Origin of the sequence: Streptomyces liliiviolaceus, assembly GCF_018070025.1 — a bacterium.
GTDB classification, from domain to species: domain Bacteria; phylum Actinomycetota; class Actinomycetes; order Streptomycetales; family Streptomycetaceae; genus Streptomyces; species Streptomyces liliiviolaceus.
Map to the genome: position 1 here is coordinate 368,807 of NZ_JAGPYQ010000002.1, position 25,155 is coordinate 393,961.

8 protein-coding genes (1 of these 8 running past the window's edge) are annotated in these 25,155 nt (G+C 70.6%); all 8 read right to left on the minus strand.

The window, feature by feature from the left end:
* Positions 1–16,759 carry the 5' portion of a hypothetical protein gene (locus J8N05_RS37160; RefSeq protein ID WP_210894434.1) on the minus strand. The gene continues 13,814 nt to the left of window position 1, outside the view, so the window shows 16,759 of its 30,573 coding nt (coding positions 1–16,759); its start codon is at positions 16,757–16,759; its stop codon lies off the left edge, out of view.
* Between the two features lie 81 nt (positions 16,760–16,840).
* Positions 16,841–17,218: a hypothetical protein gene (locus J8N05_RS37165; RefSeq protein WP_210891033.1), complete on the minus strand. Its 378-nt coding sequence runs from the start codon at positions 17,216–17,218 to the stop codon at positions 16,841–16,843.
* A gap of 2 nt (positions 17,219–17,220) precedes the next feature.
* Positions 17,221–17,676 carry a YbaB/EbfC family nucleoid-associated protein gene (locus J8N05_RS37170; protein WP_210891034.1) on the minus strand — a complete coding sequence of 152 codons (456 nt, stop codon included), beginning with the start codon at positions 17,674–17,676 and terminating at the stop codon, positions 17,221–17,223.
* Positions 17,677–17,851: 175 nt separating this feature from the next.
* On the minus strand, positions 17,852–21,493 hold the full coding sequence (locus tag J8N05_RS37175; RefSeq protein ID WP_210894079.1) for an AAWKG family protein: 3,642 nt from the start codon (positions 21,491–21,493) through the stop codon (positions 17,852–17,854).
* A gap of 122 nt (positions 21,494–21,615) precedes the next feature.
* Complete coding sequence (locus tag J8N05_RS37180) at positions 21,616–22,080, minus strand: type VII secretion system-associated protein (protein WP_210891036.1); 465 nt, start codon at positions 22,078–22,080, stop codon at positions 21,616–21,618.
* Between the two features lie 208 nt (positions 22,081–22,288).
* The gene (locus tag J8N05_RS37185; protein ID WP_107018902.1) at positions 22,289–22,597 is read right to left on the minus strand and encodes a WXG100 family type VII secretion target; all 309 of its coding nucleotides are present in this window, start codon (positions 22,595–22,597) and stop codon (positions 22,289–22,291) included.
* A gap of 85 nt (positions 22,598–22,682) precedes the next feature.
* Positions 22,683–23,018: a hypothetical protein gene (locus J8N05_RS37190; RefSeq protein ID WP_210891038.1), complete on the minus strand. Its 336-nt coding sequence runs from the start codon at positions 23,016–23,018 to the stop codon at positions 22,683–22,685.
* 494 nt (positions 23,019–23,512) lie between these two features.
* Positions 23,513–25,108, minus strand: a complete 1,596-nt coding sequence (eccB, locus tag J8N05_RS37195; RefSeq protein WP_210891040.1) for a type VII secretion protein EccB — start codon at positions 25,106–25,108, stop codon at positions 23,513–23,515.
* Between the last annotated feature and the right edge of the window lie 47 nt (positions 25,109–25,155).

Here is a 25,155-nt window from a genome sequence, read left to right on the forward strand (position 1 = left end):
GACCGTTGACGTAGTCACGAATCGTGTCGTGCTTACGCAGCAGCTCAATGATCCGCACCGCCTTGTCGCGGTACACCTCATTCGTGTGCTTCAGATTGGTGAACTCGAAGTTCCCCGACTTGAAGGGGGTCAGGGTCGGCTCGACAGCGGTGGCCGGCGTCTCATCGGTGTTGCTCTGGGGCAGCCTGGGGCGCGCTTCGCCGGGATTGGCCTCCGAGGCGGATTCCGTGGCCGGTGCTGGCGCAACAGGCCGCTGGATGCTGTCGCCGCGGTTGTTGGTTCCCACGCTGGTCGCGAGCGCCGCGAAGTCACCCAGGACGCCGAACCGGCCCTTGTCCCCTGGCAGCAGGGCACGGACGGGACTGTCCTGCGCCAACTGCTCGGCGAACTGAGCCTTATACGCGTTGTAGACCCTCGCCGTGTACGCCGGATCCCGCACCGCACGCGCCCGATGGTCGTTGGTGACCGCGATGGAGGCAAGGTCCATGAGGTACGTGTCGATCAGGTCCGTGACGTCCTTCGCCTTGGCATTCGCGACCCCCACCCGCGCGTGCTGCGCCAGCACCTCCGCCATCTCCAGCACGATGTCGCGATAGATGCCATGCCGAATCGTGTGCGGGAACGCCGCCATCACATGATCCGCCTGACCCGCACCCTCCGTATTCATAAAACGCGGCGTCGAAAGGGTCTCCAGCCCCGGAACCAACAGGGGCATGCCTCGATACAGCCCCTCCTCCTCGGGAATCTTCGTGTTACTCGAAGCGAGGGGGTGCAAGCCGATCTCATGGGACAACATCCCCATGATGTAACCGATGTCGTACTTCTCAAAGTAGTAACTCGCCAGGTTGATCTCAACCCCGGCATCACCAAGGTCACGCACATCCGCCGGAGTCTCCGTCGTCCGCACATGCAAGGTGATCCGAACAGGACGACCATTGACGAAACTCTTGATCGTGCCGTGCTCATCCAGCAACTCGACGATCCGAACCGCCTTGTCGACGTACCTGTCCGTCTGATTCAAATTCGTGAACTCGAAATTCCCCAACTTGAATGCAGTAAGCGTCGGCTCGACGGCGGTGGCAGGCGTCGGGGCCGGAGTCGACGTCGCGTCGGTGTCGGACTGGGGCAGCCTGGGGCGCGCTTCTCCGGGATTGACCTCGGGGGTGGGTTCCGTGGCCGGTTCAGGAGCAACAGGCCGCTGGATGCTGTCACCGCGGTTGTTGGTCCCCACGCTGGCGGCAAGCGCCGCGAAGTCACCCAGAACACCAAACCGGCCCTTGTCCCCCGGCAGCAAGGCACGGACGGGACTGTCCTGCGCCAACTGCTCGGCGAACTGAGCCTTATACGCGTTATAGACCCTCGCCGTATAGGCCGGATCCCGCACCGCCCGCGCCCGATGATCGTTCGTGACCGCGATCGAAGCCAAGTCCATCAGATAGGTGTCGATCAGATCGGTGACGTCCTTCGCCTTCGCACCCGCCACACCCACCCGCGCGTGTTGCGCAAGCACCTCGGCCATCTCCCGCACGATATCCCGATAGATGCCATGCCGAATCGTGTGCGGGAACGCCGCCATCACATGATCCGCCTGACCCGCACCCTCCGTATTCATAAAGCGAGGAGTACTCAGGGTCTCCAGCCCCGGAACCAACAGGGGCATCCCCTGATACAGCTCCTCCTCCTCAGGAATCTTCGAATTACTCGAAGCCAGAGGATGCAGACCGATCTCATGGGACAACATCCCCATGATGTAACCGATGTCGTACTTCTCGAAGTAGTAACTCGCCAGATTGATCTCGACCCCGGCATCACCCAGGTCACGCACATCCGCCGGAGTCTCCGTCGTCCGCACATGCAGAGTGATCCGAACAGGACGACCATTGACGAAACTCTTGATCGTGCCGTGCTCGTCCAACAACTCGACGATCCGAACCGCCTTGTCCACGTACCTGTCCGTCTGATTCAAGTTCGTAAACTCAAAGTTCCCCAACTTGAATGCAGTGAGCGTCGGCTCGACGGCGGTGGCGGGCGCCGCGTTCGGATCCTGCGGCGTACGAGCCGGGACCTCGGTAGTCGTCGTGTCATCTGTGGACGGTCGGGGCAGGGAGACCGGGTCGACCCAGATGGCCTCGCGAAGCTCCGCGGTGGCGCCCTTTCGGGCCTCCGCCCAGCTCTGCTCGGGCCGGTCGCCGTTCTGCGAAGGCGCCGGGGTGACCTCTCCGATGAGCGCCCCGAGCAGGGCCAGATGCCGGTCGCGCAAGCCGGCGGGGGCGAGCGAGGAGTCCTCCGGCGCCGCGTCGAGGTCGCCCAGCAGGCTGCCCAGGACGTGGGGGCGGTGCGGGGAATCGGCGTCGCGGTACTCGTCCCGCAGACCGAGCTGGTGGGTGAGTTCGTGCACCAGTTGGACCGGGGCCGCGTCGGCCCACCAGGTGGTCTGGTCCATCGCCTGGTCCCGGCCCGCCAGGTTCACGGTCAGGTGCGGAGCGTCCTGGGCGCCCGGGGCACGCGAGACGTCCGGGAGGTCGACGTGCTCGACGGTCACGTGCAGCCGGTCGCCGTTGAGGAGGCGGTGGGCCGGGTCGTTCAGGAACTCGTCCACCCCCGCCTTGAGCTGGTCGAACACCCGGTTGGCCTGCTCGTCCGTGCCGCGCAGCGCGACACGGACGGTCAGCTCGGTGACCGGCTCGCCCTGGTACGAGAACCGCCGGGCGTCGAAGCCGGAGCGCACCACGAACCGGGGGCGGGTGTCGCGGGGACCCCTGGGCCGCACTGTGTCGGTGTCGGTACCGGTGTCGGTGCCCGTGTCGGCCTGGGGAAGTCTCGGGCGTACCTCACCGGTGGTGTTGTCCGCGGTCTGCGCCGGAGCCTCGGCAACGGGCTGTTGGATGCTGTCACCGCGATTGTTGGTCGCGATGCTGCTGGCGAGTTGGGTGAAGGACCGTGCGACGCCGAACAGGGTCTTGTTCGAGGGCAGGAGGCCCTGGAGCGCGGTGTTCCCCGCCAACTCGGTGTGCAGCAGGTCCTTGTAGGCGTTGTAGACCCTCGCCGTGTAGTTGGGCTCCTTGACCGCGTTGATCCGGTAGTCGTTGGTGACCGCGATGGAGGCGAGGTCCATCAGGTAGGTCTCGAACAGGTCGGTGACGTCCTGCGGCTTGGCTCCCGGCACGCCGACCCGCGCGCGCTGCGCGAGCACCCTGGCCATCTCTACGACGATGTCGCGGTAGGTGGCGTACCGGATGGTCCTCGGGTAGGCGGCCATGATGTGGTCGGCCTGGCCCGCGCCCTCGGTGTTCATGGTGCGCGGAGTCCGGAGGTCGCTCAGCCCCGGCACCGTCAGGGGCATCCCCCGGTACGCCTCCTCCTGCTCGGGAATCTCCGCGTTGCGGGAGGCGAGGGGGTGCAGGCCGATCTCGTGGGCCAGCATGCCCATGATGTAGCCGGTGTCGTACTTCTCGAAGTAGTAGCTCGCGAGGTTGATCTGGACACCGTCGTCGCCCAGGTCGCGTACGTCGGCGGGGGTTTCCGTCGTACGCAGGTGCAGCGTGATCCGTACGGGACGGTCGCCGACGTAGCTCTTGATGGTGCGGTGCTCGTCGAGCAGTTCGATGATCCGGACCGCCTTGTCGACGTACCTCTCCGTCTGGTTCAGGTTGGTGAACTCGAAGTTCCCCAGCTTGAAGGGACGGAGGGTCGGCTCCGGCGCGGGGGCAGGGTTCGTCGGGGCGTCGGTGCCGGTGCCGTCGTCGGTGCCGGACAACGTGTGCAGCTCGTACGCCTCCTCCTCCACGACGCCCGGGAGGTCGCTGCCGGTCGGCGACGGGGGCAGCGGAGCGGTGATCGCATCCTGCGGGACCGGGGTCGTCAGCGCGGGATCCGGCACCGGCGGAACCAGCAGGACCGGTGGCACCGGCGGAACCGGCGGCACCGTGTCGACCGGCGTCGAGCCCTCCACATCGGCCCCCGTGAGGACCTCCGTCTTCGTACCCTTCGTGTCCTTGGGTGCGGGAGCCTTCGTGTCCTTGGGGGACTCGGACGTCTTCGGATCCTTCGGGTCCTTCGAGTCCTTCGGATCCGGAGTCTTCGGCGCGGGCGCCGGCGCCGGCGTGTGCAGGGTCAGCGGGACGAAGTCCCCACCCCGGCGGCGGAGCCGGATGTGCGAGCCTCTGTCGCCAGACGGGCCCGCGTAGGTGTGGGCGGTGCCGTTCTCCTCGATCAGGGTGACGGTCGTGCCGGTCGCCGCGGCGGCCCACTCGGCCAGCGCGCGGTCGGCGTCGGGACCCCACGGGGCCTCGGCGAGATGGCGGCGCAGATTGCCGTCGAGCGTGAGCCGGCTCGGCTCCGGATCGCCGCGGCGGCCGGCAGGGAGCGGCGGGGGCGTGAAGAGCGTGTCGCGCGTCGTCCGGTCGCCGGGGAGGCCGTACCGGCGCATCAGTTCGGTGGCCGGCGCCGCGGCGCGCCTGCGCAGGCGTGTCGCCTCCGGGCCGGCGAGTCCGGGCTGTCGCGAGGCCTGGAGCACGGCCGTGGAGAGCGCGCCGAAGAAGCCGTTGCCGCGGCCGGTGGGCGTGCCCTGGGTGTAGGTGGCGCCGTCGGGCGCGGTGAGGACGCCGTCGCGGTCCATGCGGTAGCGGGGGCCGGTGCTGTCGGCGGGCGGCAGCCAGGGCGCGGTGGTGTGGCTGCGGTGCGCGGGCGGCTGCTCGGGGGTGGGGCGCGTGGTGCCGGCGGCGGAGGTGTCGGTCGTCGTACCCGAACCGGTCGTGCTCGGCGGCAGGGCGGTGGCGACCGGGGCCGGGGTGCCGGTGGGGAGCGCGGCGTGGAAGAAGCCGTCGGTGGCGAAGAGGACGGGGTCGGCGGCCGGGTCGACGGACGCCGGGTCGACGCCGTGCGGGAGGAACAGCTGGTCGCGGCCCTCGCCGGTCACCACCGTGAGCGGGGTGCCCAGGACCCGGGCGGCGAGGGCGGGCAGCAGGTCGGCTCCGCCGTGGTCACCGGCGCGGCGCTCGGGCGGTTTCGGTGCGCCGTCGGCGGTCCCCGTGCCGGCGTCCGGCAGCGGCTCGCTCGCGAACGGGCGGGACAGGGCCAGCGAAGCGAGCGCCACCCGCTGGTCGGGGGTGGGCCAGTAGGTCTGCGGGAGGCGGCCGAAGGCGTCGAACTCGGCCTGTTGCGCGGGGGTGAGCACCACGCCGGCCGCGTCGAGTTCGGCCTGGGTGAAGGTGTCCGCGGCGTCCAGGGCGAGGGCGTCGAGCAGGTCCTGGTTGCCGTCCGCGCCCAGTGCCCAGGCGAGACGGTGGCGGGCGGCCTCGACGGCCTCCGCGGTGACCGCCGGATCGCCCGGGTCGGCGGTGAACCGGTCGGCGAGGTCGTCGCCGAGGAGGTACGGCAGGCGGCCCGAGGTGTCGGCGGTGGCGAGCAGCGCGTGGAAGAACGAGGCGCCGTCGTGCGGCATGTCGTGCACTTCGCGCACCGTGACGCCGTCCGGCGAGGTGATGGTGCGCGGCGCGGAGTCGGTGGCGTCGGTGACGGTGTACGGCTCGGGTGCCTCGGAACGCCAGTCGGGCGCGGTGTACGTCTGCGGCGCGTCCGGCGCCGTGACCGTGGCCGAGCCCTGGTGGTGGGCGGTGAGGCGGGAGGCGGCGAGTTGCAGCCGGTGGTGGTCGTCGGCGGCGGCGTCGGTGCGCAGCTGCCAGCGGTGGACCTCCTCGCGGGCGGCCTGCCAGGCGGCGACGGGCGGGGAGTAGAAGACGTCCGGCGGCAGGTCGGTCGGCTCTCCGGAGTTGTCGTCGCCGAGTGCGGCCCGGTCCTCGTCGCTCAGGTCGAGCCAGGTCTCCCGGGCCCGCGCGCGGGCGTCGTAGTAGTTCTTCTCGGCCGTGGCGAGGTCGGCGGCGGCCTTGGCCTGGGCGTCCCAGGCCGCGGCGACGTCGTCGGTGTACGAGGTCTCGTCGAGGAGTCCGTAGTCGCGGGCGAGGTCCTCGCGCAGCCAAACGAGGGCGGTGGTCTCGGCCTCGGCGGCGCGCGGCCCGCGCTTGGCCTTGCCGAGGGCGTGCAGCGGGCGGCTGTCGGTGAACTTGTGGTCCACCTCGGCCACCGAGAGCCAGCTCACCGGGATCGCGAAGAGCATGCTCCGGTCGGTGACGACCTTGAGGTGGGTGCCGAGGGTGGTGTCCGCGGTGCCCTTGAGGGTGGTGCCGTCGTTCGTGCCGCCGATGGGGACCGTGGCGCCCGGGTTGGTGACACCGGCGTTGCTGGTTCCGGCCAGCGGCGCGGTGCCCACGGCGCCCTCGACGTTGTCGGTGATGCCCGCTTCCAGCGCGTCGGAGGTCTTCGCCCGCTGCATGGCCTCCATGCGGGGCTTGTTCTCCACGGCGAGGAGCCGCGCGCCGCGGCGGTGCATCTTCGCGTAGAGGCGGGAGTCGGCGGTGTGCGACTGGCCGAGGAGGTGGGAGGACGCCTGGGTGGGCAGGGCCGCGCCGTTCGCGCCGAGCGCCTCGCGAAAGCCGCCGGTCAGGCCGACCTGTGTGGTGGCCTCCTGTTGCGCCTGGGCGGGCGCGGTGCCGACGCCCGTGAGCGAGGTGAGGTGGGCCATGCGTACGCGGCTCGCGAGGTGGACGCCGGTGTGCCGGCGGCCGAGGTCTCCGTCGCCGAGGCCGTCGGCGCGGGCGGTGGCGATGGTGAGGGCGTCGTGGACGTTGCCGGCGCCGCGGATGTCCACGGCGAGGATGCCGGAGCCGATGGTGTCGTCGAAGGGCAGTACGTCCGGGTCGGGGCTGCCGCCGGGGTCACCGGCGGCGGAGGTGCGCCAGGCGGCGATGCCCTCGGGGCGGGCCTGGGCGGCCGTCAGTACGCGTACCGCGCGCTCGGGGTCCGGTACGTCCTGCTCGGTGAGCGCGCCGTCGGAGCCTTCGCCGTCCGGGGTGAGCAGGCTGGCGGGGAGTACTTCGTTGAGCGTGCCGACAGGGACGGCGGAGACGCCGGGGGCGAGGGCGTCCCCGGTCGAGTCCGTCATGGTGACGGTGAGGGCGTAGCTGGTGATCACCTCGGCGTGGGCCTGGGTGGTGGCGATGTTCGGCATCGCGGTGGTGCCGGCGGTCTGGGTCCGGACGCTGGCCCGCTGCTTGGCCGCGGTGCCCTGGAGCGAGGGGTTGGCGATGAGGATGCCGTCCTCGGCGGCGCGCTGGCCGCCGCTGAGCGTCACGTCGGCGCCGCGGTCCTGTGAGGTGCCGCCGGCCTCGTCGCGGGCGGTGGTGCGGTAGTCCTCCAGCTCGTAACCGGTGCGCAGCCGGTCCACGGTGGTGGTGATCGGTGTCAGGGTGAACTTGAGCTGTCCGGGGCTGCCGTTGACGGGCAGGTGGAACATGTTCGACCAGGTGCGGTAGCGGACCGGCAGGGTCATCCCGTCGGTCGTCAGCTCGTGCAGGTGCGCGGCGAGGAAGTCCGGGGAGAGCCGCTGGAGGACCTGCTCCCGGTCGTGCGAGGGCACTCCCATCCGGGCCAGTTGCTGGAGCAGCTGGCGTGCCACGGGGCTTGCGTCGAGCTGGCCGCTGGGGTGAGTGGGGAAGCGGCGGAACCGCAGGTAGGGGGGCACCCGGTAGCCGCGGCCGAGGTTGTGCGGGGTCTTGTCGCCCAGGCCGTCCGGGGCGAGGCCCGCCTCGATGACGTCCTGCATCGGCAGGTGGAACATCACGGCGTCGCGGATGCGCTGGAGGGCGGCGGCGGCCCTGCGCGGGGCGAGGCTGTTGCCGAGGCGGTCGGAGACGAGTCCGGCGGCGGAGCTGATGCCCGCCCCGGCGCGGGTGCCGATCGCGCCCATCGCGGCCGTCCACCGGTCCCGTACGGCGATGGTCTCGGCGGTGTCGGCGACGACCAGGTACATCCGGCCGGCGTAGGTGAGGGTGGTGTTGCGCCCCCGGGTGAGGGTCTGCGAGACGCTGCGGCCCTTGCCCCAGGCGTACTGGAGGGCGGCCGAGTAGGAGCCGACCACCGGCGGCCCGCCCGGGGCCTGCTGCACGGGGGTGTCGGCGCCCTGGAGGCCGAGGGTGGTGCGCGAGCCGGTGCTCGCGCTGCCGTTGACGCGGTGTTCGTTGCCGACGGTCGTCTCGGAGCTGGCCGGTTTCGGATCGCTCCTGACCCGGAAGTTGCTCAGTTCGCCGCGGACGGCTCCCTTGAGGTAGTGGGTCCTGAAGGGTCCGGCGCCGTTCAGTCCGGCGATACGGGAGCCGAACGGGCCGAGGTACTGGCCGAGTTGGCCGGCCACGCTGAGGTTCGCCATGGCGCGGCGCAGTGCGGTGCGCACCGGGGCGCCGGGGGCGCTGACGTGCCAGGAGGCGCCCGAGGCGCGGTCGGCGGTGTCCTGCATGAGCTGCTGGCGCTGCGGGCCGCCCTCGGCGCTGAGCACCACGTGCGGGGCGCGCAGCAGCTTCTTGGTGAGCTGCTGGTCGGGCGTCTCCGTGGCGGGCGACGGGCGCGTGCCGTCGAGGAGTTGGTCGGCCGCGTCGGCGGAGAGCTGTGTCGGGGCGGGTGTGGTCGCGGGCGCGGTCACCGTGCCGGTCGGGGGCGGGTCGGCCGGGGCGTGCCGGTCGGAGCCGTGTGCGGCCGGTACGGCCAGTTCGACCCGGCCGACGGTCTCGTTGCCCCGGGTGAACAGGGGCCGCTCCTCGACCTTGCTGACGAAGACGCCGGCGCCGAGGAGGCCGACGGAGGCGAGCCTCGCCCAGCCGCGGGGGCGGCGGTGGCCCTCGAAGGTGGCGCCGAGTTCCACCTGGTAGCTGTAGAGGTCGGCGCCGGTCTGGAACATCAGGTGGTCGTGGACGACCGCGACCGTGTTCCTGGTGGCCTTCTGGGCGGTGCGCGCGTGCCGGAGTCCGACGGCCACGCTGCCCGCCTGGCGGGGCAGTCCGACCTCGGGCACCTTGTCGTGGTCGCGTGGCCCGACACCCATCTCGACACCGCCGGACAGGGTGACGGCCGCCTGCTGTCCCTGGCCGGAGACCTCGGTGCCGATCACCGCGTTGCGCAGCGAGCGCTCGCTCATGGTGGTCTCGAACCGCCGGTCGGTCAGGCGTGCCTTGAGGACGAGCGTGTGGTGGCCGCGGCGTACCTTGCCGTCCTCGGTGAGGGTGACGGGCACACCCGTGGTGGACAGGTCGTCCAGGCTCTGCGCCAGGCTGGGCCTGTTCAGCGCCTCGCGCACCTGGCGGTCGTTGTGCAGCGCGGTCCGCATCCGCCCGTCGCCGTACCAGAACTTGGCCAGTCGCGGATGCCGCAGCATGAACGGCGGCACGAACAGCGACGGATACGACTGGTGCAGCGTGTCCAGGACCGCGTCCGTGAACGCGTGCATGGGGTCCTGGGGGGCGGGCGGCGGCGTCTGGGTCGAGGGCTGGGTCTGAGGCTGGGTCGAGGGCTGGGTCTGGGTCTGTACCGGGGGCGGCGGGGGCGGCGTCTGGGTCGGCGGGGGCGCGACCGGGCGGAACCCCTCGGCGCGGACCTGGCCGCTGAGGTGGACCGGGTCCTCCCGGGTGAGGTACCACGGCACCGGCGGCTCGGCGTCCGGGTTGGGGCCCGCCTGGCCGGGCGTACGGCTGTCCCAGCCCGCGAGGCGGCGCGCGTCCTGGGTGGAGATCCAGTCCAGGCTGACCACCCGCACCGGCCGGGCGGCGGACGGCGGTTCGCCGGGCTTGCGCACCATCAGGGTGCGCTCGACCCGGTAGAGCGCGACGGGTTGGTTACGGATCCGGCCGGTGGTCTTGCGGGCCGCGTCGACGCCGAGGTAGTGGCCGCGCCCGGTGGAGAGGTCCGCGCGGACGAGGGGGCCGCCCTGGAGGCGTACGTCGGTCTCCAGACCGGCGAGAGTGTAGTTGGGCCCCGCGGTGACCTGGATGCCCAGGCGGGTGTCACGGACGTGCCCGCGCTCGTTCTGGTACGTGGTCTGGGTGAGGTCGCGCAGCTCCGCCTTGACCGACTCGGTGACCAGGGTGGCCCGGTGCGGCACCGACCGCTCCACGATCAGGTGCCCCAGCGGGTGCTGTCCGCTGCCCCGGGTCAGCTCGGGCCCCGTGACCGACCCGGAGAACCGGCCGAAGAGCGCGAGCAGCCGCCCCGGCCGGACGTACGAGACCAGGGTGCGGTGCGCCGAACTCCCGGGCCTGGCACCGGAGATGGCGATCGCCATGTCCTCCGGCGAGTCCGTCAGATGCAACCCGGTGGTGTCGGTCATCCGCGGCTCGATGCCGTCCGGGAAGGTGAGCGTCTTCGGTGCCCGCTGGGGCCCCTTGTAGGGCACGGTGAGGTCGTCCGGCAGCCGCCAGCTCAGTCCGTCGCGCATCGCGAACTGCGCGCTGTGCACCTGGGTGCGCTGCCAGCCCGACGTCGGCGGCGGCGGAGTCGGCCGAGCGGCCGGGGCGGCGGTCGTGGTGGTGGTGCTCGGGGTGGTCGTCGTCGTGGCGGTGGTCGTGGGGGCGCTGGTGGTCGGGGGTGTCTTCGGCCCCTCCGTGACGCGGTCCACCCGTACCCGGTAATGGACGTCGTCCAGGTGAAGGTGCGAGCCCTCCCAGTTGCGCCACTCGGACTGGTTGTACGCCTGGGTGCCCTGCGCGTAGTCGGTCCGGCGCGTCCAGCCCAGCGAGAAGCCGATCTTCAGCAGCCAGTTGAGCGGGGGCCCCATGCTCAGACCGCCGGCGATCCGCCGCCCGAAGCCGACACTGCGCCCGCCGCCCGTACCGGCCTGGCCGCGCCGCATGGTGTCCACCCTGACGGTGGCGTCGCCCACGTTGGAGAAGCGCTCCCAGCGGTGGTACGGGATGGCCTCGACCGTCATCTCGTGGCCGACCCCGGACTTCTCGCGGCCGACGAAGCGCGCACCGCGCGGGGCGGTGAAGGCGTCCGGCTGCTGGGTCAGCAGCCGTAGCAGCTCCGCCTCGTCGAACTGGGAGCGCAGCTTCGGCGGAAGCTTGCTCAGGATCTCCTCGGCCACCTGCTCGGGCGAGCGCAGGGTGGTCTTGCCCAGGCCGGTGAAGAGCCCGGTCCGGGGACGGGGCGGAGTCTTCCCGCCCTTGCCACTCTTCCCGGTCTTCCCGGTCTTGCCGCCGGGCGGCGTGCCGTCCCCCGGGTCGTCGCCGGGATCGGCGTCCGGGTCGATCAGGACCGTGGGCAGCCTGCTGCCGTCCTCGAAGGTGACGGTCCGCGGCGCGGGACCCGGCAGACGGGCGTCCACGCCGGTCAGCAGCCGTGCCGGGCGGTACCGTTCGAGCTGGGTCTCCAGCGGTACCGGGTCGCCCCGGTCGGGGGTCTCGGAGGCGGGGCTGTCGAGGTCGGTGACCCCGCCCATGCTGCGCAGCCACTCCCCGAAGACCCCCTCGGCACCCGGATCCTCGGTGACGGGATCCTGCGTGGCCGGGTCCTTGGTCGCGTTCGGGTCCGGCTTGGGCGTGGTCAGGTCCGGTACGGGGGTGAGCGGCGCCGAGGCCGGAATCAGCGCGTCGAAGTGGTCGGTGCCGTTGTAGGAGAGGTGCAGGGTGCCGCCCTTGCCGCCCGGGTTGAGGGTGTTGACGAAGGTGGTCCCCGAGGCCCTCGGGTCGGGCTGGACGAGCCGCAGGTCCAGGTCGAGGGTGTGCGCCAGCGCCTCCGGGAGCAGGTCGGCGAAGGGAGAGGCCCACAGGTCGGAGTGCTCGGCCGCCGCGGCGACCAGCCCCCTGGCTCCGAGGAGCCGCGCGGCGGCGGGGGTCGGGGCCACGACGGCGAGCTGCGCGTAGTCGCTCCCCCCGATGATCCGCTGCCACTCGGCGGGGTCGGCATTGGTGACGACGTCCTGCGCGATCCGGTTCCACCGCCGGGTGATCCGGTCCCGCCGCGCCGTGTTCTGCACCCCGGCGAGGGCGCGCATCCGCAGATCGTCCACCACGGCGAGCACCGGGTCCGGGATCGCGAGGTGCATGTTGTCGCCCAGTTCGGTACCGGTGATCCGGTCACGCAACTGGGTACGCAGTCCGGCGACGTTCCGCGAGGCCCACGCGGGCGGGACGGTCTGGCTGCGGGCGCTGTCGAGCGCCGACCGGAAGAGGCAGTTCCCGCCGCCCGGGGTGTCCAGCCGCCGGAAGACCCGGCCGCTCGCGCGCACGATGCCCACCGAACCGGACTTGCTCTTGCTGAGGAGGGCCAGGTCCTCGGCGAGGCTCTCCGGCCGGCTCGGTGTGGGCACCAGATCGGGTCTGCGGCGGGCGAGTTCGGCGGTGTCCTCGGCACTCAGCTTCAGCTCGGACAGCGGCAGCGGAGTGCCGGCGAGCGACCAGGTGATCTGCGCGGCGGGCGCGTAGGACAGCCCGCGTACGTCCTCCGGCGAGACCATGGTGGTGGGCGGGAGCGCGGGCGGCGGCGGGGGCAGCAGGGTGTCGAGCGTGGTGTCGGGCCCGGCGGTGGCACGCAACTCGGCCGCGGCACGCAGGAATTCGGTGTACTGCTCGACCGTGGGGTCGGCCGCGGGATCGGTGCCCGTGTCGCCTGTCGCACCGCGCCGGTCGACGGTCATCCGGCGCAGCAGGTCCGGAGTCATCCGGCCGTCGCCGTAGCGGGCCGCGGTGTCCTGGCCGGCCCAGCGCAGGTTGTCCACGAAGGCGAGTCCGGCGAGCAACTCCCTGTTCTCCGGCTGCTGTTCGGCGTCCGGGCCGAGAGCGCCGCGCAGGGTGCGGATCTGCTGAAGGGTACGGGCCCTGGCGAAGGCGTCGGCCGGTCCCGGGCCCGCGTGCAGTCCGGCGTCGCGGGCCAGCCCGTCCAGATCGGTGCCGCTGGGCTCCGGGGTGAAGAGCCGCCACCCTCCCGGCCCGTCCGGGCCCTCGGTGAGCACCGCGCGGACGTTGCCGTCCCCGTCCCGGGCCGTGCCCACCTCGGTGGTCGGCGCGTACACCTGTCGCCCGGTGCGGTTCGCCACGTGCTGGGCCACCGGCAGTCCTGCGATCTCCGGCTGCCGTCCGGTCTCGCAGGAGAACAGCACCAGCGGCCGGTCCTGATCGCCGTCCTGCGCCCAGGAGTTGAGCACTTCACCGAGCTGCACACCGCTGACCTTCACGGTGGGGTGGGCCGCGTCGTCGGTGCCGAGGGTGACGGTACGGGGGGTGCCGTGTCCCGCGAAGTAGTCGGCGCCGCGCTCGGTGCCCGAGCCGGGCAGCGCGGTCGGCGGGCCGGTGAACACGGTACGGCGGACCGGCGGATCCCCTGCGGTCTCCGGAGTCGGGGAGACGGAGGTGGTGCGCACGCCACGGAAGGTGTCCTGGCCGAGCAGCGCGCGCCGCCCCGCGCTGTGCGCCGTGCCGTCCTCGGCCGGGCCCTGCGAGATGGTCAACGTCTGTATTGCACGGCCCGGTTGGGGCTTCACCGTCGAGTCCGGCACGAGGCGCCGCAGCTGTGCGACGGGCACGGTGTGGCCGTCCAGGGTGGTGACGACCGGACCGCCCGTGGGCCGGACGACGATCCGTCCGGTGGGCGGGGGCGTCACCGGGGGTGGCGCGGGGGTGCTGTCCGATGTTTCGGGTGACGTGTCGGACGAGGTGTCCGGGGACGTGGTGGGGGAAAGCGGCGGCGGGGTGCCGCCGTCGCCGGGCCCGCGTCCGCCGCCGAGGTCGGAGGTCCGGCCGCCGGTCGCGACGCTGTCGCCCGACTCCAGGTGCAGCTCGGTGGCCGTCTCGGTCCAGGGACGGGACAGGTCGGCGAGCTTGGCCGTGACAGGGGCGCCGATGTCGGTGGAGGTCGGAGCGACTCCGGTGCCGTTCAGGCCCGTCGTCACGTCCGACACCAGCTTCGGGCGCGGGGCCGGGGCGTCGGCCGGGTCGCTGTCGGTCGTCACGTCGGCCTGCGGGGCGGGGTCCGAGGTCGTGGAGGGGGTGTAACCGAAGGCGTCGGCGAGCGGCAGCAGCACGTTCGCGCCGGGGAAGTCGGTGTCCGAGGTGTTCGAGACGTCCGAGGTATCCGAAGTGACCGCGGTGTCCGAGGTGCCGTCCGTCGTCATGGCGGGCGGGGGCCCGGCGAGCGTGCGGACCCGGACCGGGGCGCCCGGCCCCTCACGGGTCAGCTCGACGGCGGCGCGTACCGGACGGCTCGATCCGTCCGGCGTGACCGCGGGACCGAGCACCACGGCCCGGTCGACGCCGGCACCGTCCAGCAGCTCGGCCGCCTCCGGCGACCCCTCTCCCGGCGGCGGCGCCTCCGAGACCACGATCGTCAGCGGCGGCGCCTTGGTGACCTCGGGGCTCGCGAGGGCGGTGGGCCCTGCCTTCACGTCACTCGGGCCGGTGATGTTACGTACGTCGTCGGTGTCACGTACGTCGCCAGTATCGCCTACGTCACCGGTGTCACGGACGTCACCGGTGTCGGCGTACGAGCCGGTGGTGTTCACCTTCGGGGGCGCCGCGGCGACGTCGGTGTCCGGCGCGGGGGTGCTCTCGGCGGGGTCCGAAGTGACGGACGTGTCAGTGGAGTTGACCGTCTCCGGGGAGATGGTGCTGTCCGGGGAGACAGTGGTCTGCGGGTCTGTCGTCGTCTCCGCGGTCTGCGCGGCGTCATCCGTCGTGGTCTGCGAACCGTCCGCCGGGTTCGTGAGATCCAGGTCGCTGGATTCCTGGGACTGCGTCTCCGAGGAGGTCGAAGAGTTCGAGGAATTCGAGGAGTTCGAGGAGTTCGAGGAAGACTGGTTCGTTCCGGCGGCGGGGGTGCCACCCGTCCGAGCACCTGTGTTCGTACCGGTACCCGTGCCGGTGTTCGTCCCCGTGCCCGTGCCGGTATTGGTCCCCGTACCGGTGTTCGTCGCAGTCGAGTTGGTCAGGCCGTTGGACGGGACGGGACCGCCGTTCGCCTGCTCGGAGCCCACGTCCGGATTGCCCTGCGCAGCGTTGGAACCGCCCTGCTCGACAACGGAGTTGCCGGAGATGTCGTTGCCGAACCCGTCCGTGCCGAGCGGGGTGTCCACCGTGACCGGGGTGCCGAAGCTGTCGAGGGCGCGGCGGACCTCGTCGGCGTCGATCTGGGCGGCGGGGCTGTTCCCGGCCGGGACCACCCTGACCTCGGGCAGCTGCGACAGATTGCCGTGCAGGTTGTCGCGTACGCCGATCTCGGTGCTGCCGGGCTGCTGGGAGCCGCGCAGCGCGGCGAGGTCCTGCAGTGCCTGCGCGCGGACCTCGGCGGGTCCGTTGTGGACCTGCTGCCACAGCTCGTTCTCCGCGGCGGTCACGGGCATCGGACCCGGCGTGTACGCCGGCGGGTTCACACCGATGTACGGGGGCGGCTCGCCGACCGAGTAGGGCGGAGGCAGGTCGGTCCCGGTGTAGTCCCCGGTGAAGTCTCCCGTACCGGTGTTCTGCTGGGAGTAAGGCGGGGGCGAGTTGCGGGTGGACCCGCCGCCCGTGGAGTTGGACGAGCCCGAGGGACCCGAGGTGTCCGTGTCCGAGGGGCCGTCGGCGCTGTCGGAGTCGCCGCGGGAGCGCGTGGAGTCGCCGGAGTCCCGTGTGTCGGTGTCGGTGTTGCCGCTGGAGATGGTGGGGGGCGGCTGGTTGCGCAACTTCTCGATGCTGTTGCGCAGTTCGGCGCCGCTGTTGATGGCGGTGGACGACAGGCCGCCCTCGACCGCGCTGCTGACGCCCGCGCCGACGAACGTCGACCAGCTGGTGGACCAGTCGCCGTCGAAGGCGCCCTTGATCAGGATCTCCCCGAGCCCCTCACCTGCTCCGGCGGCGATGAAGTCGGCGGTGCCCTTGAGGCCGTAGTGCCCGGCGAGCGCGCCCGGACGGTCGGCGTTGTGCTTCAGGATCTGGTTGTTGCGCCACAGGCTGGTGTTGTTCTTGAAGGAGTTCGGGTTGAACCGGAACGAGAACGAGTTCTTGTTCGTGAGGTTGGGACTGTTCAGGTTCGGGTTGGGACCGGGGCTGTTGCTCGGCGGATTGTCGTTCTTGGAGCCGGGGCCGGGACCGGGGTCGGGCTTCGGCTTGGGGCTCGGCGTGTTGTCGAAGTCGAGCTTCGGGGGGTTCTTGAAGTTGGGACCGTTCTTGAAGTCGAGATCCGGTCCTTTCTTCAGGAAGTTGCTGTCGAAGGCCTTGACGATGTCCTTCGCGAACTTGTCGAAGATGCTGGTGAAAAAGCCGGCCGCGGCGCCGAACGCGGCGGACTTGAGGATGTCGTTCCAGTCGAAGCCGTCGGGGCGGCGGCCGTTCGGGGCGAAGTTCATCATCGCGAGGCGCACCGCGAAGGTGGTGAACGCCTCGGCGAACGCCTCGGTCAGCGAGGGCGCCAGGTGCAGCCGCTGGAGCAGATGCGTGAGCGTGGTGAGGATCATGAACCGGCTGCGCAGCTTGGCCATCATGATCTGGCTGGCGGAGGCGCCGCCGGTGAAGAAGGACATCGCCAGATAGATGGCGATCTCGATGAGCAGCCGGATGACCTCGGCGATGACCTGCCACTTGGACTCCATGATGTCCATGGAGGTCTTGCGCCGGCCCTCGGCGATCTTGTCGAGCTGCTCGGAGAACTCGCGCAGGTAGTTCTTGCCGCCGTCGTCGATGAGCATGCCCATCGCCTTGCCGTACGACTTCGAGAGGTCGTCGGGCATGACCTGGGCGATGTCGTGGATCGACTTCTCGATCAGCGAGGACATCCTGTTGAGCTTGCGGCCCAGGCCGGAGTACGGCTGGCGGCTGTCGTAGGCGAGGTCCTCGTCGGCGTCGATGAGCTTCTCACCGGTGAGGATGAAGAGCATCGCGTTGACCTCGGGCGAGGCCATCATGCTCATCGGGCGCCACCCCGGACGTCATGCGGGCATGACGGGACGGCCGCTCCCGGCACGAGGCGGGAGCGGCCGACGGCGCGCGGATCAGCGGCGGCCATGCCCGCCCGGGCCGCCGTTGCCGTCCAGCCCGTTGGTGTCGAGCTCACGGTTGTTCTGCTCGATCGCCTCGATGTTGCCGTCACGGGTGGTCTTCATCAGCCGGACCTGGCTCACCGTGGCGTCCGTGATGCCCACCAGGGCGTCACGGATGGACATCATCGTCTCCTTGGTGGTCTGCCGCTCCTTCTGCTCCTGCGGCTTGGCCTTCTCGGCGAACTCGCCCTCCGTGCCGGGCCACTTGACGGTGGGGGCCAGCTCGTCGAGGAACTCCTCGGTCATGCTCCTCGCCAGAGTGCCGATCTCCTCCAGCTGCCCCGCCAGGGCCTCGATGCGCTGCGGGTCTACGTAGTACCGCTGTCCCATCGTCAGTCCTCCCCGTCGTCGCCGAGCGCGTCCCGCCAGCCGGGGGCTGTCTCGGCGTCGCGTGCGGTGTCCTCGTCGTCGTCCTGCAGCACCTCGGGACCGAAGATGCGCTCCCAGTCCAGCTCGAAGCCCTTCAGCTCCGGCACGTCACTGCTGGGCTCGGCGAAGGGTGCCATCGCCTTCATCACGTGCTTGTTCATCTTCAGGCGCGCCGCGTTCGCCGCCTCCAGGACGCTCGCGGCCAGCTCCTGGTGGGACATGTCGCGGTACTTGTTCTCCAGGAACTCGATCCCGGTCAGTTCACCCTGCGGTCCCACCGTGGCGCGGACCGCGCGGTCGGAGGAGAGCACCGCGAACGACGCCTGGCGCAGCTCGCGCTCGGTGCGCGCGACCGCCTCCTGGGCAGCCTGGAGTTCGGCCATGGCCTTCTCCAGCCGCTTCTCCAGCGGTTCCGTCACGCCCGCCCCGCCCTTCTCGTCGGCAACTGACCTGCTGATCTTGCCTGGTGAGGGCCCCTTCGCGGAAGTCCGGGAAGGGTGGTGTTCGTCTCTCCCCCGTTCCCGTGGCGGCCGGTCCGGCCCCCACGGGCGCCGGACCGGTCCCCGCGTACGTCGCAGCGGACCCTCACCGTGCTCACCGCCCGATCACGGCCGGCGTACCGCCCTCCTCGGTGCCCCACACGTCCGCGTCCTCCTCCAGGTAGTCGGAGCTGGTGGCCCTGCGGCCCGGCTCCGACTCCTCCTCGGTGGACTCGCCACCGCCGCCGGTGGTGTTGACCCGGGAGGCCGGGGCCAGGAAGGTGTCGCTGTCCTCCTGCCGGTTCCACGGGGTGCGCCTGCGGCGGTTGCGGCGCTCGCTCTCCTCGGCCGCGTCGACCAGGACGGAACGCACCCGCTCGCCGTTGCCCTTCTCGCCACCGGCGCCCATACCGCCCATGCCACCGCCCATCGGCATACCGGGGCTGCCCGGTGTCCCCGGGGCGCCGGGGGTCCCGGCCGCGGCCGCGGCGGTGCTCGCGCCGAGCGGGGAGGACGTGCTGTCCGAGAGGGGGTCGACACTGCCGGACGAGTTGAAGTCCGAGGACAGGCCGTCCGACCCGGAGAGGCCGCCGCCGGAGGAGCCGAGGCTCCCACCGCCGCCGCCGAGGTTCAGTTCGGAGAGCGGCACGTCACGAGAGGTGGTGCCGTCGCCACCCCCTCCGCCGCCGATGCCGTTGAGGTCGCCGAGGCCGTCGAGGACGCTCGACCTGTCGTTGTTGGCATTCGTGTTGAGGTCGTGCAGGTCGACCCGCTCGGTGTTGCCCTGCGCGTCGGTGACCGTGGCGATACCGGTGTCCGGGTCGATGACCTGCTTGCTGCCGTCCGGGAAGGTGGTGGTCAGCTGGCCGTTGTCCAGGCTGGTGACCGAACCGTCCGGGTTGGTGAAACTCGCACCGTGGGTCAGGTCGGTGGTCGTGGTGGTGCCGTCCGCGTTCGTGGTGGTCAGCAGCCCGTTGTCCGGGTCGAAGGAGCTCTCGCCGCCGTCCGCGAACGTGGTGACGAAGTCGCCCGAGTCGTCGAGTTCGACGTTGCCGCCGGTCGGGGTGTCCAGCCCGTTCTGATCGCCGTTGAGGTCCCCGAGGTTGCCCAGGTCGTCGATCGACTCGGTGGTGATGTCGTTCAGATCGTTCAGGTCATTGAGATCGTTCAGGTCGTTGAGGCTGTTCTGGCTGTTGAGGTCGCCCAGGTTGCCGAGGTTCTCGGTGGTCGTCTTGCCGTCCGGGTCGACGGTGGTCGCCTGGCCCGTCGACGGGTCGACGGTCTGGGTCGTGCCGTCCGGGAAGGTGGTCGTCAGCTTCCCGTCGTCACCCAGCGACGTCACCGAACCGTCCGGGTTCGTCACCTTCAGACCGTCACCCAGATCCTGCGTGGTGACATTGCCGTCCGGCGAGGTGCTGGTCAGCGTCCCCGTGTCCGGGTCGAACGAGCTGGTGCTGCCGTCCGGGAAGTCGGTCGTCAGGTCGCCCGCGTTGTTCAGCTGGGTGTTGGAGCCGGTCGGGCCGTCGAGCACCCCGTCGCCGTTGGCGCTGCCGTTGAGGTCGGTCAGACTGCCCAGGTCGGTCGTGGTGGTGGTGCCGTCCGGGTTGGTGGTGATCGCCTGGCCGGTCGACGGGTCGACGGTCTGGGTCGTGCCGTCCGGGAACGTGGTCGTCAGCTTCCCGTCGTCACCCAGCGACGTCACCGAACCGTCCGGGTTCGTCACCTTCAGACCGTCACCGAGATCCTGCGTGGTGACATTGCCGTCCGGCGAGGTGGTGGTCAGCGTCCCCGTGTCGGGGTCGAACGAGGTGGTGGTGCCGTCCGGGAAGTCGGTGGTGAGCTTGCCGCCGTCGGCCTGGGTGTTGCCGCCGGTCGGGGTCTTGAGGGAGTTCAGCGAGCCGAGGTTGCCGAGGTTCGAGGTGACCGGCCCCAGGTCGGTCTCGCCGTTGCCGTTGCCCTGGCCGTTCACGTCGCCGAGGTCGCCGAGGCTCTCGGTGGTGATGTCGTTCTTCTGGTTCAGCAGGTCGTCGAGGCCGTCGAGGTTCTGCTCGTTGACCGCGTTGGGGTCGTTGATGCCTCCGAGGCTCTCCTGCACGGCCTTGGCCTGCTCCTCGGCCTCGCGCTTGGCCTCTTCCTGCTCGCGCTTCTGCTCCTCGCGGAGTTCGTCCGCGTACTTCTTGTCCTCGTCGCGCTGCTGGTTCTGCTCGTTGCGCAGTTCCTCGGCCTCGCGCTTGGCCTCCTCCTGCTCCGCCTTCTGCTCGTTGCGGAGTTCGTCCTGGTACTTCTTGTCCTCCTCGCGCTGCCGGTTCTGCTCCTCCCGCAGCTCGTCCTGGTACTTCTTGTCCTCCTCGCGCTGCTCCTCCTGCTCCTTGCGGAGTTCCTCCTGGTACTTCTTGTCCTCCTCGCGCTGCCGGTTCTGCTCCTCCCGCAGCTCGTCCTGGTACTTCTTGTCCTCCTCGCGCTGCTTCCTGAGCTCCTCTTCCTCCTCCTTCGCCTTCTTCTCCTCGTACTCCTCCGAGGCGGTGCTGGTCGACTTCGGCTTGGGCACGTTGTCCGCGAAGTCCTCGCCGAGTTCGAGGAAGTGGTTGTTCAGGTTCGACTGCACCGTGGCGGCGGGCTTGCTCAGGTAGTCCTCGACGCCCTGGCTCCAGACCTTGACCGCCTTGTCACCGACCTTGGCCCAGTTGGCGATGTCGGTCAGGTCGCCGTACTCGGGGTGCGTCTGGGTGAAGCCGCCCTGCGGGCTGTGCCGGACGGTGGTGGAGTAGCGGGTGGTGGTGGACGTGATGTTCGTCTTGGCGACGTTGTTCGCGTCCACCCACTGGGCGAGGTCGTCCAGGACGTAGCGCAGCACCTGGTGCGGGTCGTAGTACGGGGACTTCGCCCAGGCCAGCCAGGCATCCAGCAGCTTGCTGGCGGAGTCCTCCAGGTACTTGCGGCCGAGCGACAGGGCGCGCGAGTACACCGTGTTGCCGGTGCCGGTCTCGTCGCCGGTGCCGGCCGAGGAGTCGAAGGTCTCGATGTAGGCGTCGTAGTTCTCGCGGATCTTCTTCAGCAGGCTGCGGAAGACTTCCGCGGCCTCGCCCTTCCAGCTGGCGTCGTCCTTGCTGAAACGGTCCTCCCAGTCCTTCAGGACCACCTGGTGGTCCCGGAAGAACTTGGCGGCGTAGTCGAAGGACTCGCCCGTCCGGTTGAAGGAACTCAGGTCCACCGCGTCGCTGCCGCCCACGCTCAGGTTGCTGAACCGGGCGTTCTGGGTGCCGCCCCTCAGCAGCTCCAGGAGCGCCGTCCGCGGCCCGTTCATGTACCGGGCGAGCGGGATGGTGGACATCTTGTCCTTGTTGTAGTCCGTGAACTCGTTGCCCTCACGGACCTGCGCGTCATTGACGTTGTCGGAGCCGGGACCGGCGAAGATGATCTCCTCGCCGGCCTTCACGCGGCCCTCGAACACGATCCGGGCCTGCATGATCTTCGTCTTCTTGCCGCCGTCGAAGAAGAAGATGTCGTAGTCCTCGCCGGTGTTGGTCAGGAACCCGGAGTCCTTGACCATCAGGCTGAGGCTGCGCTCCTTGATGTCCATCCGGAAGAGCTTGCCGCCGTGGTCGGAGCGGAGCGTGTCGAAGATGGTGCTGCGGTCCGGCACGGGATAACCGGTGATGTGCTTGACCAGGGTGGCCCAGACGTCACTCGACGGGTCGCCGGCATTGTCGAACTTGTCCAGGTTGGTGCCGGAGTTGGGGTCGTAGCGATCGGCCACCGGGCGCCCTTTCTGGTCGGTTGTCGTCCGCACCGGCACACCGTGTCTCAGTACGGGTGCGCGAGCGTGGGTGTCTTACGGAGCGCGCCGGCCGGTCGTGGCCACCGCCGGCACGGGCGGGGTCAGTCCTCTTCTTCTTCCGTGCCGCCGGCCGTGAGGGTGTCGACCTCTTCGAACGTCTGCAGCAGGGTCTGGGCGTCGATCGCGTCCAGGTTCTTGTTCTTGGTCTTGTTGGCCTCCTCGATGGTGTCCGAGAGGGCTTCCTTCAGCTCTTTGAAGAGTTCCATCTGGTCGCCCAGCAGCTTGTCGATGGCCTCCGCGGTGGTGCGGACGCCCTCGATCAGCTTCGGTCCAGAGACCAGGGGCTCGGTGGCCATCTTGCCGATGCGCAGGAGCTGCTGGTTCTGGTCGAGGTTGTCCGGGGTGGTGTGCCCGTCGACGAGGTGGCCGAGCGGGCGGATGGTGGACCCGTCGCCCTCTTCGCGGTGCTTCTTGGCCGCCGTGTAGACCGGCTGTACCTCGTTGTCCCGGAAGTTCTCCATCTGCTTGAGGTCGAAATGCTTGACGTCGGCCTTTTCACCGGCCATGGGACGATCTCCTGCTGCTGGGTGCCGGACGGGGGTACGGACGGCCCTGGGGGCCGGGTGGTGCGGTGCGTGCGGCCGGCGGCCGGTCCTGCGGGCCCGGAGCCCGGGTCCGCAGGACCGGCCATCGATCGCACGCGTACGACGCCCGGCCCTCGCACACACCCTCAGGACCGACGAGGGGATGCTCCGGCCGGACGCCGTTCGGACCCTAGCGGGCCCGGACGTTGCCCCAGTTGTCGGCGCTCTTGCGCTCGTCACGGGAGTGGTTGTCGTGGATGGTGCGGATCAGCTCGCCGTTGTCGCCGAGGAGCCTGGCCATGTTCTTGGTGGCGTTGTCCCACTCCGCCTGGACCACGCGGTACTGCTCCTGGTCCGCGCCCTCCCAGGTGCTGACGAGCGGCTTGAGCTCGTCCTCCAGGTTGTTGAGGGTGTTGATGATCACCTGGGTCTGCTCCAGCAGTTCTTCAATGGCCTGCTGGACCTTGGGGTATTGCACATCGATGATGCCGTCGGCCATGACGTCTCCTCTCGAAGGCCGGGCGCCTGGCCCGGGAAGCTCACGAAGTCCGGCTCCACAGAAGGAAGCCGGTACCGCGGGTGGGTCAGCTCAGCGCTTCGAAGACGCCCTGGCTGGTCTTGCTGTTGAGAACCTCGGTCAGGTCCTGGTTCTCCTTCGCCAGACGGTTGGCGGAGGTCACGTTCTCCTGCAGCGCGTCGATCATCGTGCTGATCTGGATGACGACCTTCTGCGCCTCGGCGTTCCAGCTGCGGAAGAGCTTCAGCAGTGCCTGGCCCTCGTCACCGCCGACTCCCGAACGCGCCGCGATCTCGGCGACGTTGTTCTGGGTCTTCTCGACCGCGTTGCGGGCCGACTCCAGAGAGGAGACGCCCCCCAAGCCCTTGGCATAGTCCGCTTTCCTTGCGGCGCTGTCCGCCATGTCACGCTCCCTTCGTTCAGGCGCGTCTCACGCACCGTTGCCCGCTGAGGCTAAAGAGAAAACAGGGTTCCGCGCAACGCGTGCAGGCAAGATGTGAGTAACAGCCGGTTCGGTAGAATTCGCCTGTATGGCAACGGAGTTGTGCGAACGTTGCAGCCGGATGAACACAGGGGCCCGTACTTCCGGGGATACAGCACGCGAACCGCCCCCCGGACACCTGCGAAGCGGGCGAAAAGCGGGCACACGCAGAGTCCGAACGGTCACGGAGAAGCATCGCCCTCGGCAATGTGCACGTTCCCATGAGATTCTTCGCGTGCGGGCCGCCGAAATATTTGAGCTTCTTTTGAGGTTACCCATTCGTATCCGAACGCCCTGGACCTCCCTGCCTCCCTTCATCGGCGCCGAGTTCGGCCCGAATTTTTCCCTGCGCCTGTCCCTTTTCTTTTCCTTTTCCCCCGCGTGACGCGCGTTGCCTGCCGGAACCGAGGGCGCCGTCAGCCCCGCGAAGCGGCGGCGGCACCCACCGCGTCCGCCGCGCCCACCGCCTCCGCCTTGCCGCCGCCCTCGCGCTTCTCCGGCTCCGCGCCGGCTCCGCACTCGGGGGCCGTGGCCTTGGGTTCCGTGACGCCCGCAGCGGCGGCCGGATCGAGGTCCGCACCGGTCGGGAAGGCCGCGAGCAGCGGGGCCGGGACCGAGCCGATGTCGGAGGCCTCGTACCCGAGCGCCGCCAGCGACTCCTTCGCGGAGACGCGGTACTTCACACCGTTCTCCGCCACCAGGTAGGTGGTCCCGGCGTGCGCGGCACCACTCGCGTGCAGGGCCCGGACCAGGGCGCCGTGCCCGGGACGTACCACCGTGGCCTCCGTGGGCACACAGGCCGGTTCCAGCGGCTGCGCGGTGCCCGCCGACACGGCGACCGGGCTCAGCTCGGTCAGCGGGACCAGGACCGACCTGATCCGTACGCCACCGTTGTCGCCGTCCACCTGGGCGCAGAGCGCGCTGCCCCGCTCCGCGGACTGCGGCAGGGGCGGCGCGTCCGGCAGTTCGGCGGAGGCGGCGGCGTCCGCGTCCTTCGCCGCGTGCTCGCGCAGCGCGTCCGCGCCGACCGTGCGCACGTCGGGCGACTGCCCCTCGTAGGCGTCCTTCTGGGTGGCCGGGTCGCCCAGTACGAGGGCGGCGCCGAGCCGGGTCAGCGGCACCAGGCCGTCCTTGCGCAGCAGGTGGTAGGTGCTGCCGCCGCCGACCACGCTGACCTTGAACAGCTGGCCGATACGACTGGCCTCGCCGCCGAGTTCGGGGCCCTTCTCACCGCGCCCCGGCACCGCGGGCGGCTTGAGGGCGGGGCCGGGAGCCAGCGCGTCGAGGAAGGCCGCCGAGACGGGCATCGGCTCCTCGGAGCCGTAACCGAGGGCGGTGCGGGCGTCGGAGGCGCGGTCGAGCGGCAGCCTGCTGCCCCGCCACACCAGGTACTGGGTGTCGTCCGGGCCGCTCACCAGCACCCCGCGGTCGCGGCCGATGCCGCGCGAGTCCAGCGGCATCCCGGCCGCCACGGTGGTGGCTCCGGGCTTGTCGACGCCGGTGGTGGCCACGACGCCGGAGGTGTTGGGCAGCGCCCCGTCCGGCCCGGTGACGCACATGTGCCAGGCGTCGTCGTCGAGCTGCCCGGAGGCCGGTACGGCGTCGGGGGCGCCGGGGATGCCGACCGGGGAGCCCACCGGGACGCCCTGGAGGGAGGGGGTGTGCACGTCGGCGGTCGCCAGGTCGGAGCCGCCGATCAGCTTCGCCGAGGCGTAGTTGCGCACCGGGTGCAGTACGCCGTCGGTGCCGGTCCACAGATACCGGGCGCCGGTGTCTCGGTTGACCACCAGGTGCTCACCGTCGCGCCAGCCGTCGTTCCCGCCGGGGCGCAGCAGGCCGTACACCGTGGCGCCCGCGCCGATCAGGACGGTCACCAGGACGCCGAAGACCACACCGCGGGTGGTGCGCCCCAGCGGGCTCTCCGGGGCGTCCGGGTCGGCCATCAGCAGGCCCGAGCTGAGCCTGCCCATCATGAAACTGTGGGCGTGTACCTGGTCTCTTTTGGACTGCACGGCCTCTCCTCAACTCCTTCTGCGTGCCGGGCGTGCGGGTGTGCTCA